The organism is Arthrobacter sp. MYb221 (assembly GCF_002979835.1).
Classification (GTDB): Bacteria; Actinomycetota; Actinomycetes; order Actinomycetales; family Micrococcaceae; genus Glutamicibacter.
This window is the reverse complement of the sequence record NZ_PCPW01000007.1, coordinates 93,412-105,656: the sequence shown is the minus strand read 5'-3', so window position 1 is coordinate 105,656 and position 12,245 is coordinate 93,412. Positions and strand designations below refer to the sequence as shown.

General features: G+C 62.5%; 12 protein-coding genes. 8 read left to right on the top strand and 4 right to left on the bottom strand.

The window, feature by feature from the left end:
- Positions 1-17: 17 nt before the first annotated feature.
- From CQ015_RS18975 to CQ015_RS10405, 3 genes are read left to right on the top strand one after another with little or no spacing between them, the layout of a single operon-like run.
- Positions 18-173, top strand: coding sequence for a hypothetical protein (locus CQ015_RS18975; RefSeq protein WP_096283344.1), 156 nt, complete (start codon positions 18-20; stop codon positions 171-173).
- 22 nt (positions 174-195) lie between these two features.
- Complete coding sequence (locus tag CQ015_RS10410; RefSeq protein ID WP_105553244.1) at positions 196-672, top strand: RidA family protein; 477 nt, start codon at positions 196-198, stop codon at positions 670-672.
- 19 nt (positions 673-691) lie between these two features.
- Complete coding sequence (locus CQ015_RS10405; protein WP_105568706.1) at positions 692-1,648, top strand: NUDIX hydrolase; 957 nt, start codon at positions 692-694, stop codon at positions 1,646-1,648.
- A 66-nt stretch (positions 1,649-1,714) separates the two neighbouring features.
- Here the strand turns inward: CQ015_RS10405 and CQ015_RS10400 are convergent, their stop codons facing one another.
- Positions 1,715-2,392, bottom strand: a complete 678-nt coding sequence (locus CQ015_RS10400; protein WP_096257040.1) for a Crp/Fnr family transcriptional regulator — start codon at positions 2,390-2,392, stop codon at positions 1,715-1,717.
- Positions 2,393-2,595: 203 nt separating this feature from the next.
- Between CQ015_RS10400 and CQ015_RS10395 the strand changes: the two genes are divergently transcribed.
- On the top strand, positions 2,596-3,786 hold the full coding sequence (locus CQ015_RS10395) for a MarP family serine protease (protein ID WP_105650063.1): 1,191 nt from the start codon (positions 2,596-2,598) through the stop codon (positions 3,784-3,786).
- Here CQ015_RS10395 and aroQ read toward each other — a convergent pair.
- Both aroQ and acs read right to left on the bottom strand, forming a co-directional pair.
- A complete protein-coding gene (gene aroQ / locus CQ015_RS10390; protein ID WP_105650062.1) occupies positions 3,783-4,235 on the bottom strand; it encodes a type II 3-dehydroquinate dehydratase in 453 nt (150 codons plus the stop codon). The genes CQ015_RS10395 and aroQ overlap by 4 nt on opposite strands.
- A 164-nt stretch (positions 4,236-4,399) precedes the next feature.
- On the bottom strand, positions 4,400-6,376 hold the full coding sequence (gene acs, locus CQ015_RS10385) for an acetate--CoA ligase (RefSeq protein WP_105650061.1): 1,977 nt from the start codon (positions 6,374-6,376) through the stop codon (positions 4,400-4,402).
- 189 nt (positions 6,377-6,565) lie between these two features.
- Between acs and nth the strand changes: the two genes are divergently transcribed.
- Positions 6,566-7,360 carry an endonuclease III gene (nth, locus tag CQ015_RS10380; protein WP_258138269.1) on the top strand — a complete coding sequence of 265 codons (795 nt, stop codon included), beginning with the start codon at positions 6,566-6,568 and terminating at the stop codon, positions 7,358-7,360.
- Positions 7,357-8,034, top strand: coding sequence for a CoA pyrophosphatase (locus CQ015_RS10375; protein ID WP_096283360.1), 678 nt, complete (start codon positions 7,357-7,359; stop codon positions 8,032-8,034). Before nth ends, CQ015_RS10375 begins: the two co-directional genes overlap by 4 nt.
- A 4-nt stretch (positions 8,035-8,038) precedes the next feature.
- Here the strand turns inward: CQ015_RS10375 and CQ015_RS10370 are convergent, their stop codons facing one another.
- Positions 8,039-9,688 (bottom strand): bifunctional 3'-5' exonuclease/DNA polymerase, encoded by a 1,650-nt coding sequence (locus CQ015_RS10370; RefSeq protein WP_181150394.1) that lies wholly within the window; start codon positions 9,686-9,688, stop codon positions 8,039-8,041.
- Between the two features lie 86 nt (positions 9,689-9,774).
- On the opposite strand from CQ015_RS10370, the gene CQ015_RS10365 reads away from it, so the two are divergent.
- Positions 9,775-10,893 (top strand): hypothetical protein, encoded by a 1,119-nt coding sequence (locus CQ015_RS10365; RefSeq protein WP_146115282.1) that lies wholly within the window; start codon positions 9,775-9,777, stop codon positions 10,891-10,893.
- Positions 10,890-12,122: a TadA family conjugal transfer-associated ATPase gene (locus CQ015_RS10360; protein WP_105650058.1), complete on the top strand. Its 1,233-nt coding sequence runs from the start codon at positions 10,890-10,892 to the stop codon at positions 12,120-12,122. The genes CQ015_RS10365 and CQ015_RS10360 overlap by 4 nt, the downstream gene beginning before the upstream one ends.
- Positions 12,123-12,245 lie beyond the last annotated feature (123 nt).

Sequence of the window (12,245 nt, the reverse complement as noted above, 5' to 3'; positions counted from 1 at the left end):
GCGCTAACGTATCGAGTATGACTAAATGGGAATACGCCACTTTGCCGCTCGTTATCCACGCAACCAAGCAGATTCTGGACCAGTGGGGTGACGATGGTTGGGAGCTCGTAGCGATCGTTCCCGGCCCCAACGGCACCAATCCAGTGGCCTACATGAAGCGTCCAAAAGCCTAACTTTCAGAAGGAGTAAAACCCCATGCAAGAAGCTACTTCCTCGCGTGTCGAAGCACGCCTCGCAGAGCTCGATCTGACCTTGCCAGCGGTGGCAAAGCCGGTCGCGGCCTACCTGCCAGCAATCACCACCGGCAACTACGTTTACACCTCCGGCCAGCTTCCGCTGATTAACGGAAAACTCTCAGCTCTTGGCAAGGTCGGTGCCGAGGTTTCGGCCGAAGATGCCAAGGCCATGGCGCAGACTTGCGCACTGAACGCACTGGCTGCCATCAAGGCAGAAATTGGTGACCTAGATCGCATTAAGCGTATCGTGAAGGTCGTTGGATTCGTGTCCTCGGACCCGTCCTTCACCGGCCAGCCTGGGGTCATCAACGGGGCCTCGGAATTCTTCGGAAATGTCCTGGGCGAGGCTGGCGTGCATGCACGTTCGGCCGTAGGCGTGGCGGTTCTGCCGTTGGACGCTCCGGTCGAGGTTGAGGTCATCGCCGAATTTGAGTAGTCCACAACGCGATTCCGGTGTGCGCCAAGGGCGGTCAAGTCCGTCCGCGACGCGCACCGGAGTTTCGCGTCGCCTCGTAGAACTACCGCCGCATCAAATTCCAGCGGCGGAAAACTGGTTCACTTTCGGTTCGCGGACCCCGCGCACCGCACGCCGTGCTTCCTCGGTCTGCCTGGTTCAAGACGGGGTGCATGGAGTAGAAACGTTCCTGGGCTACCGCCCCGGCGAGTCCCCTCTCGGGAGTGTGGCATTTCCCGGAGGCAGCGTCGAAGCGGGAGACCGCGTGGAGTACAAGTGGTTCGGCCCGAACCTTTCGCAGTGGTCCAAGCGCATGGACGTGTTGGACCAGCAGCTCGTTCGAGCCCATCTGGTGTGCGCCATCCGCGAACTTTTCGAAGAAACCGGGATCCTGCTGGCCGGAACCGACGAACAGTCGGTTGTCGAAATGAACGATCCCGAGGAATGGATGTCCGCCCGCGAAGCCATCGCCGGACAGGACCTGGCCTTCGAGGAATTTCTTCGCCGGCGCGGGCTGGGCCTGCGCACCGACCTGCTGCGCCCGGTCAGCCACTGGCTGAGTCCCAACTTCGCCTTCCGGCGATTCGACACCTGGTACTTCACCGCAACCGTTCCCGTGCATCAGGAGCCCCGCCTGCTGCGTGCTAAGGGCAAATGGGCGCAATGGTGCAGCTCCGAGCAGATCATGGCCCAGCGAGCCACCAGCGAGCTGGGAGACCGCATTGGCCAGCCGAGCACCGTTGGCCTGAGGTTGTCGCAGATAACCAGCCCAGCGGTCGAGCAGATGCTGGAGCGGATGGCCGATGCCCACGGTGCGGTCGCCTACCTGTCGCGAGCGCGCACCTTGGATGTGCAGCATCCGGACCTGCTGGTGCGTGACGGAACCTATTATCTCGAAGTGCTTAGCGCGCTCGGGGTTGAATCGACGCGTCCTTGGCAGGCGGAACCGGGCCACTAGACCGACGGTCAAAAGCAAAAGGCCGGACAACCCGCGAGGGTTGTCCGGCCTTTTGCTCAGCGGTGCTTAGCGCGAACGCTGGCGCAGACGCTGGATGTCCAGGATCACGACGGCGCGGGCTTCCAGACGGAGCCAGCCGCGCTGCACGAACTCGGCCAGGGCCTTGTTCACGGTTTCGCGGGAGGCGCCGACCAGCTGGGCCAGCTCTTCCTGGGTCAGCTCGTGAGCGACCAGGATGCCATCGGTGGCTGGGCGACCGAAACGGTCAGCGAGGTCCAATAGCGCCTTAGCCACACGGCCAGGAACATCGGAGAACACCAGATCGGCTAGGGATTCATTAGTGCGACGCAGACGCGCAGCCAAAGCCTGCAGCAGCTGGATCGAGACCTCCGGGGAGTTCAGGATCGCCTTGCGCATGTTTTCATGGCTCAGACCAGCTAGTCGGGTCTCCGACACGGCGGTTGCGGTTGCGTTGCGCGGGTGTGGATCGAACAGCGCCATTTCGCCGAACAGTTCACCTGGGCCGAGCACGGCAATCAGGTTTTCACGTCCGTCGGCGGAAGTGCGTCCAAGCTTGATCTTGCCCGAGACGATGAAGTAGAGACGGTCACCCTGATCGCCTTCGCGGAACACTGATGCACCGCGAGACAGATCGACCTCGGTCAATTCTTCGGTTAGCGTGGCGAATACTTCATCACCAAGCGACGCGAAAAGCGGCGCGCGGCGCAGTACCTCGATATCCATTAAATCTCCTGTCAACAGTAGTAAGCGCTCACTTCATTGTGCCGTATTCGGTAACAATGTGACAGTTTCCACACGTGGTTTAACCAAGAAATGTTGAGAATCACGCTCGTCATACAAAAACTCGCGAATATTCTCGCAGAAATCCATCAGCTTCTAAGGGTACCTTGGGTTAATAGTAAGTTTGTGAATGAAGTGGGGTCTCGGTGCTCGGAGTATTCAGTTGGCTAGACGTTGCCATCTGTGTAGTTTTACTTTCATTTTTTATTGCCGGAATCCGTCGCGGCTTCCTCTATACGGTCGGCGACATGCTCGGGCTCATCGCCGGAGGCATTGCCGCATTCTTCGCCATTCCGCTGGTCTCGACCTTCGCCTCAAACCCCTGGTGGCGGGTCGCGCTGATGATCGCCACGGCCGCCGTGCTGATCATTTTGGGCCAGGCCCTGGGCAGGGTTATCGCCACCCGCATCAGGCGCTGGATGAACTTCGATTTCCTGCGTGCCGCAGACGGTTTGGCCGGTGGCGTGCTTTCGGTTTTCATTACCGCCACAATCATCGGCGCACTGGCATTTTCCACGTCAAGCATGGGTATTCCGCGGCTTTCGAGCGAGATCGACAAGTCGAAAATGATCGCCTCGATCCGTGGGATGACACCCGAATTCGTGAACTCGGCAATCTCCTCGGCGCGTTCGGCGGTCATGGCCGAAACCATCCCCGCCCTGCTCGATCCCTTCGCCCCGCCGGTGCAGCCGGTCGAGGAAGGCGAATGGTCCGCCAACGACCTGCAGCGGGCCTCGGTGAGTTCGGTGGCAAAGATCTCCGGGACGGCCGTTCAATGCGGTGTGAACCTCACCGGTTCCGGCTTCGTCATCGACGACCAATTGGTGATGACCAATGCCCATGTGGTGGCAGGTTTGAGCGCGGCTACGGTGGAGGTCGAGGGTGATCAACTTCACCGCGGAAAGGTAGTTTATTTTGATCCGGAAGCCGATATCGCCGTGCTGCGTGTCGACGGGATGGAAGCGCAGCCTCTGGAGCTCGCCGACGAGAACCTGGGCCGCGGCGAGCAAGCTGCCTTCATCGGCTATCCGGCCGGCGGGCCGTTGCAGGTGCGCGGCGCGGTGGTCGCCTCACGCGCCACGGTGTCCATCGCCAATATCTATGGCGAGAACCCCGCCGCGCTCTCGGTTTACCAGCTGACGGCCAAGGTGGCCCAAGGCAACTCCGGCGGTCCCATGGTCAACGATTCCGGCGAAGCGGTAGGCATGATCTTCGCCAAGTCGCGAGGCAATGACGAGGTGGGCTTCGCGCTGAGCCTCGAGGAGATCGAACGCGCGCTCAAGGCGGCCGGGGACCGCACCACCTCGATCAAGACCGGTGAATGCATCGGCGGCTAGAGGCCGAGGATATGCGCCAGCTGCTGGACCGCGAGCCGGTAGCCATTGGTCCCGGCGCCGATGATGATCGAGGCGGCCACGGGGGAGACGTAGGAGTGATGGCGGAATGCCTCACGCCGGTGCACGTTGGAAATATGGACCTCTATCACCGGCAGCGACACCCCGCTGAGCGCATCGGCGATGGCCACCGAGGTGTGCGTGTAGGCGCCCGGGTTGATGATGATGCCGGCTTTGGTCAGCCGCGCTTCGTGAATCGCATCGATGAGCACGCCCTCGTGGTTCGACTGGAAGGCCTCCACGGTGAGGTCGTATCCCGCCGCGGTGCGCTGCGCCAGCGCCTCGACATCGGCGAGCGTTTCATGGCCATAGATTTCGGGTTCGCGGGTTCCTAGCAGGTTCAGGTTCGGTCCGTTGAGTAACAAGATGGTGCGCGAAGCGTTTTCAGACATGGAAACAATCTAATACACCTCGCGTTTGCTCCGGCGCTTCATGAACGTTTATGCGCCAGCTAAAAACGAAACGGGCCGCCGCTGGCGCACTCCGTTGCCGGTTGAACCGGTTGGCGGTGGCGCAGGCGGCGGCCCGTGGATCCCGGCCTGGGGGCCGGAGCTCGCTACTTCTTCATCGACTGCGCGATCTGCGTCATCACGGTCGCGTCGGACAGCGTGGTCGCGTCTCCGACCTCGCGGCCCTCGGCCACGTCCTTGAGCAGGCGGCGCATGATCTTGCCCGAGCGGGTCTTGGGCAGCTCGGGGACCACCAGGATGTGGCGCGGCTTGGCGATCGGGCCGATGTCCTTGCCCACGTGGGCGCGCAGCGTGGCGACCACATCCTCGCCTTCGGGCGGTTCGGTCTGCAGGATCACGAACGCGACAACCGCCTCGCCGGTGGTCTCGTCCTTGGCGCCGACCACCGCGGCCTCGGCCACGTACGGGTGGGCGACCAGCGAAGACTCGATCTCGGTGGTGGACAGCCGGTGCCCGGACACGTTCATCACGTCATCCACCCGGCCCAGCAGCCAGATGTCGCCGTCCTCGTCTTTCTTGGCGCCGTCGCCGGCGAAGTACATGCCCTCGAAGCGGGACCAGTAGGTCTCCTTGTAGCGCTCCATGTCGCCCCAGATGCCGCGCAGCATGGCTGGCCACGGGTCGCGGATGACCAGGAAGCCGCCCTCGCCGTCGGCCACCGAAACGCCGGCCTCGTCGACCACGTCGATGCTGATCCCCGGCACGGCGACCTGCGCCGAGCCCGGCTTGGTGGCGGTCACCCCAGGCATCGGGGTGATCATATGCGCCCCGGTTTCGGTCTGCCACCAGGTGTCCACGATCGGGGTTGGGTGCTCCTTGCGCTCGCCGTTCTTGCCGTTGTTGGTGCCGATGACATCGCGGTACCACATCCAGGCTTCCGGGTTGATCGGTTCGCCGACCGAGCCGAGCACGCGCAGGCTGGAGAGGTCGTAGCCGTCGGGGATCTCGCGTCCCCATTTCATGAAGGTGCGGATCGCGGTCGGCGCGGTGTAGAGGATGGAGACCTTGTACTTCTCGATCAGTTCCCACCAGCGACCCTGATGCGGGGTGTCCGGGGTGCCTTCGTACATCACCTGGGTGGCGCCGTTGATCAGCGGGGCGTAGGTGACGTAGGAATGCCCGGTGACCCAGCCGATATCCGCGGTGCACCAGTACACATCGGTTTCCGGGTGCAGGTCGAAGGTGTCGCGGTGGGTGACCGCGCCCTGGGCCAGGAAGCCGCCGGTGGTGTGCACGATGCCCTTCGGCTTGCCGGTGGTGCCCGAGGTGTAGAGCACGAACAGCGGGTGCTCGGAATCGTGGGCTACCGCGGTGTGCTCGGTGGCGGCGGTGCCGACTACGTCATCCCACCACATGTCCAGTGCACCGAATTCGGTCGGCTCGCCGTTGCGCTTGACCACCAGCACGTTTTCCACGGTGTGGCAGGGCTTTTCAAGGGCGGCGTCCACCGCAGGCTTCAGCGGCGACGGCTTTCCGCGGCGCCAGGTGCCGTCCGCGGTGACCACGAGCTTGGCGTCCGCGTCATCGATGCGGGAGCGCAGCGCGTCGGCGGAGAAACCGCCGAAGACCACCGAATGGATCGCGCCGATGCGCGCGCAGGCGAGCATGGTGATCACCGCTTCGGGGATCATCGGCAGGTAGACGGCCACCCGGTCGCCCTTGGCGACGCCCAAGGATTCGAAGGCGTTGGCCGCCTTCTTCACCTCTTCGGTCAGCTGCGCGTAGGTGTAGCTGCGGGTGTCTCCCGGCTCGCCTTCGAAATGAATGGCAACCCGTTCGCCCAGGCCGTTCTCCACGTGGCGGTCCAATGCGTTATAGGCCGCGTTGAGTTTGCCGCCGACGAACCACTTGGCCACCGGTGCTTCGGACCAATCCAAGGTCTCGGTGAAATCGGTGTCCCAAGTCAACACGCTCCGTGCCTGTTGCGCCCAGTAGCCCAACCGGTCTTCGCTTGCTGCCGCGTACTGGCTCGCCGAGCCGATGGCTTGGTCGCTGAAGTCTTTGCTAGGGGCAAACGCACGAGTCTCATGCGATAGGTTGTCCAGGGTCTTGGAGTCACTCACCGGTGATCGCGTCCTTTCGGTTAAACAAAAATTACTCTGTGATCAAAGTTACACGCTCGAACGCCGAGCCTGTGGTTTGTGTCACTGACGGGGCCAGTAACGGGCATTTTGTGCGCCGAGCGGTCATTTCGACGCGGTGAAATGCAGGCAAACAGTGATATTTTTCCCGGCTCATGACACGATCATCTCGTGGCAGCAAAAGTGAAAGTTGAATCAGAGATCGGACTCAAACGGCGGGCACGGAAGATGCACCGCCTGTTGGCCGAGGCATACCCCTATGCGGTGGCCGAATTGGATTTCGAGAATCCCTTCGAGCTGCTGGTGGCAACGGTGCTCTCCGCGCAAACCACCGACGTCCGAGTCAATTCGATCACCCCACGGCTCTTCGCAAGGTATCCCGACGCGCTGGCGATGAGCCAGGCCGAACGCGGGGCACTTGAAGAACTGATCCGGCCCACCGGATTTTTCCGCGCCAAGACAGATTCCCTGCTGGGGCTTTCGGCAGCGCTGGTGGAACGCCACGGCGGCCAGGTCCCTGCACGGCTCGAAGATCTGGTTAAACTTGCCGGGGTGGGGCGGAAGACCGCGAATGTGGTGTTGGGAAACGCCTTCGGCGTCCCGGGCATCACCGTGGACACGCACTTCGGCCGGCTCGCCAACCGCTTTGGCTGGACCGCGGAAACCGACCCGGTTAAAGTTGAGCACGCCGTGGGCGAATTATTCGAAAAGCGCGACTGGACCATGCTCAGCCATCGCGTGGTCTTTCACGGGCGCCGAGTCTGCCATGCCCGCAAGCCGGCCTGTGGCGCCTGCGTCTTGGCAAAGCTCTGCCCGTCCTCCGGGATTGGCGAGGAGATTCCGGCGAAGGCACAGAAATTGCTGAAGTATGAGCTCGCTCCGGGACGCGAAGAATTGCTGCAGAAAATGCTCGAGGGGTCCACCCGCCGGGAACTGCGTGCCGAAGGATACGGACTGGACGCATGAGTGCACGTGCCGAGCTGGAAAAAGTCATCGCCACGCATGCCCAAAAAATGGGCTCTACGGTAAAACTTCCGAAACACTGGGTTTTTAACCAGATGGACGCCAACAGCGTGCGCAAGGCGGCGGTGCTCATCTTATTCGGGTCGGCCACCGGGCGGGGCGTGCACGAGGCGGCCAAGCCCGAGGAGCTAGACCTGCTTTTTGTGGAGCGCGCCTCCACGCTGCGCAAACATGCCGGGCAGATCGCCTTCCCCGGCGGCGGGATAGACCCCGACGATGGTTCGGCGAGCGCTGCGGCACTGCGTGAGGCGTGGGAAGAAACCGGGGTTGATATTTCAGGGATTGAAGTACTTGGCCAATTGACCGAAACCGAGCTTCCGGTCTCTAGCTTCTTGGTCACCCCCGTGGTGGGCTGGTGGCACACCGAATCCAGGGTCTATGCGGCGGATCTGCGCGAAAGCTCGGATGTCTTTCGGGCGCCGGTAACGCACCTGCTCGATCCGCATAACCGGCTGACCGCGGTGGTGCAGCGCGGTGCGCAACGCTTCAAATCCCCGGCCTTCGAATACGAGGGACACCTGATCTGGGGATTCACCGCGATTGTGATCGATCGTTTATTTGCCGAGTTGGGCTGGAACAAACCTTGGAACGCGCAACGCGAAATCAAGCTGAAGTAAGCGGCTATTTGCCTTCGGAATAGTTCTGCGAGATAGCGACGCTGACCGGAAAATTTGGGCTGTGCTCGCCAAAGAGCGTGCGTCCGGCGAGCAGCGCCGCGTGGCGCACCAACTCACCGAGGCGATCGGCCAGTTCTACCGGGCACTCGAAAACGACCTCGTCGTGAACGAAAAACACCTGCTGGCAGGACTGGGCCCATCCGGCCTGGCGAATCAGGTGCCGGGCATGGCCCATCCACACCAACGCCCACTCGGCGGCGGTTGACTGCACCACGAAATTTCGGGTGAACCTGCCACGCGACCGTGCCGCGGCATCGGCGGCTCGTTGCCCGGCCTCATCTTGGGTAGCTCGCTGGGCTTGCACCCAACCTTCATCTGCCGGTGGGCAGCCGCGGCCTAGCCAGCTTTGAACTCCTTCGCCGCGCTCGCCTGCTTTCGCAGCCTGATCCACATACGCCATGGCCTGCGGGAAGTTTTTCTTCAAGGCCACGCCCACCGCACCGGAGGTGCCGCCACCGCCGCCGTAGATGACCGAGAGCATTCCCAATTTAGCCTCGTTGCGGTCCGAGACGAGCCTGGCATCGATGAGCCACTGATAAAGGTCATCTTGCTGGCCCGCCTCTTGGAGCCGACGATCTTGGGAGATCGCGGCGAGAATACGTGGCTCGAGCTGCCGGCCGTCGGCAATGACGAAGGTGCGTCCTGCGGCGGTGCGCACCACCTGGCGGATCGAATGGGGCAGCTGCAGGGCTCCGCCGCCGCTGGCGGCCCAGCGCCCGGAGGCGACGGTGCCCAAAACGTAATGCGGGTGGAACCGCCCGTTCTTGACCCATTGGTCAAGCCAGGCGTCCCCGTGCGTGCTGGCCAGCCGGGAAAGCTTCTTGTATTCGAGGACCTGCTCGATGAGCGGATCCTTGAGCTGTTCCAGCTCCCAGGCCCGCACCGACTGGACTGAAAAACCTGCCCGGTGCAGGGCACGCAGGAGTTCGTGCGGGGAATCCGGGTTCAGCCCGGGCCACCGCAAGGCCTGTCCGAGGGCCTCGGCGAGGTGGGCGAGTTTGGCCGGACGCACCCCTTCGCCGACCGCAGGGCCAAGCTTCTCACGCAGCAGCGCACGGTGATCTGCCTCGTTCCAGGCAAGCCCGGCATGCTCCATTTCGCAGGCAACGAGCGCACCGACCGACTCGGCATGAATGAGCAATTCAAGCTTTCGGCGCGCTGCCGGCTCTTCGGGCAGAGCCTGGCGTTGGCGCACAAACATGGCCACGACTTCGTCCAGGCTTTCCCCATTGACGGGTGTCTCGAATAAGGCGTCTTGATTGGGCCGGGCCATTGGGCTGTGCGGGTTTTCCAGATCGATGTCATCTAGTTGCTGCGCGCTCAGTGGGCTGCGGTGCAGGATTCGCTGCGTGAGCGAAAGCACGTGCGCCTTGGCAATGAAGACTCCCGCTGCCAGCAAGGAGGGCATCCAGTCCGCGGTGCGCAGCATGACCCAGCGTGGGGCATGTTCGTCTTCAATAGTGCGAACAGCCGCCGGGAACTGGGCTTTGGACACCGGGCGGCCCGGGAATACTGGCTTGCCACTTAGTGCGTGGCGAAGTTCGAGGATGGCGTAGCCTTCGGGGTCAGCGGCGATAAAGGCAAGCATGCTCATTGTTCTATTGTGCATTGAAGACGGACAATATCCCCAGCTTGCCAAGCATCGGCTCGGCAGCAGCGAAACGATGGCACCGTTCAACTATGAATTGGTTATCTTTTCCCAGCTCCGGCTCACCGCCGGTGAAGAGCGATGGGCGGTTTGTGGCAACCGAACAAGCCTACGATGCGCCGAGCTCGGCCGCGGTAGGCCCTGAGCGCCTCTGGGGCGCTGGCGAACTAGCCTGCACCCTGGTCAGCAACGACGAGCGGCTTGTCGAAAGCTGTGCGCTCATCGCCCTGGGGGCGGCCATGCGCATACACCAATGTGCCGAGCTTAAGGATCTGCCGGCTCCCGGGAACGGCCCGGTGCTCTGGGGCGCGGATATGGCGGGCGAAGCACTGGCATTCCCCGGACTCTGCGACGTTGTCCTCGGCTTTGAAGAAGACGACCAGCAGCTGTGGTCGGTGGCCAGCCAGATCCCGCGTGCCAGAGTGGCCATCTTGCCCAGGGCGCAGCAATGGTTGGGGGAGTACCTCGGACTTTGGGGAATGCGCGCAGGCCAGGCGCATTGTCTTTCCCTAGGCTCCCTCGCCGGCGGCTTGGGTACCAGTACCTTGGCGGCGCTCGTTGCCCACGCGGGCACGCTGTGCGGATTGAAGAGCCTGCTGATCGATCTGGATCCCCATTCCACCGGATTGTGGCCGCGGGTGACGCTCGATCCGCCCACGGGAATCGGCTGGGAAGAGCTGTGCCGCTCCGGCGGCGCGTTGGCACCGCACCAGCTGGTGGATACCTTGCCAACGGTGCGAGACACCGCGGTTTTGACTTGGTCGCCCAGCGCCGCACCCAGCGAGCTGGATGAACAACTGGTGGTGCGATTATTGGCGGCGGCCAGGCAAGGCTTCGACCTGCTAGTGGTCGATACCGGACGCGCGGTGCACCCGCAGCGTGCGGTGCTTGAGCAATTCGTTGACCGGCAGGTCTTGACCTGTGAAGATACCGGCAAGCCACCGGTCGAAGCGCATATCCGCTGCGGTCCAAGGAACCTGCGAAATTCGAATACTGCGACGGGACAGTATCTAGGGCATTTTCCGAGCTTGCCGAAAATCTCCCGGGCGATACAACGCGGCGTGCTCTTTGACGCGCTGCGCTCTCGAAAAGTCCGCCATGCGCTAGCGGACCTGCGGCTCCTGCCAGAATCCGAGGGGAACAAGAGATGAGCACGGGCAAACACAGTGCGCAAGGTGTGGGGCACACAACGCGTCGCGAAGTCGATGAACGCATCCTCGAATCGGTGCGTCAGCGGGCGATGGCCACCGGTGGGCAACTCGACGCGGTAGCCCTCGCCGGGGCCGTACAGGATTCTGGGGCCGCCTTAGGCGCCTCGGGAGCCGCCGAATCATTAAAAGCACTGCAAGACGAAGTCGCCGGACTATCGGTACTCGAACCATTCGCCCAACAACCCGAGGTGACCGATGTCCTGGTTGACGGGCAGGGCAGGGTGTGGACCGACTCGCCTCGCGGATTGGAACCCACCGAATACGTCTTCGGGTCGGCCGAACAGGTCCGCAGGCTGGCCGTCCACCTAGCCTCGCTAGCTGGACGAAGATTAGACGATGCAAGCCCATTTATGGACATGAGCTTGAAACACTACCGAGTCCACGCGGTGCTCCCGCCGATTGCAACGCAGGGGCCGCTGATCTCGATCCGTGTTAAGAAAACCAAGCCCTTGGACCTCGCCGGGGTACTGGAACACGCCGCGTGCTGGTGGCATCCGTTGCTTGCAGAGATCATGGAAAGGGAACTGAATTTTCTCGTCACCGGAGGCACCGGCAGCGGCAAGACCACCCTGCTTCAGGCAATGCTCTCGCTGGCTCACGAGGGTCAACGCATCATTGTCGTGGAAGACTCCCAGGAGCTCCACGTCACCCACCAACATGTGGTCGGCATGCAGACCCGTGCGGCTAATGTTGAAGCGGCCGGCAACATCGAACTGCGCGATCTGGTGGTTCAAGCACTTCGGATGCGACCGGATCGGTTGATCGTCGGGGAGTGCCGAGGGGCAGAGATCCGAGATTTCTTGGCCGCAATGAATACCGGCCATCAAGGTGCTGCCGGAACTCTGCACGCCAATAGCCCCGAAGCGGTTCCCGCCCGCCTGGCAGCTCTCGGCGCGCTAGCCGGATGGAACCTCCAAGCGACAGCCCTGCAGGCGACCAGCGCGCTTGACCTTATTATTCACATGGCGCGCGGAGAGCAGGGGCAACGCGGTCCGGTGGCCCTAGGCATCCTGAACTCCGCGGGAGACGGGCAAATGAGCGTGATCACGGCGATCGACAGCAATCGGCACGCACCCCTGGACCGGGCTTCGTTGCCGATTCTTGAACAGAAACTCGGTCATGCAACTATCAGGGCGCTCGCCGAGCAGATGGCCCAAAGCGAAGGCTGAACGGCGATGTTGATTCTCCTGTTAAGCGCAGTGGCACTCTGGCTTTGGTTCCCTGGCACGGCTAAAAACGAAACGGGCGCTCGTCCCTGGCAGAAGCACGGTATTTTCGGGTCCACGCGACGG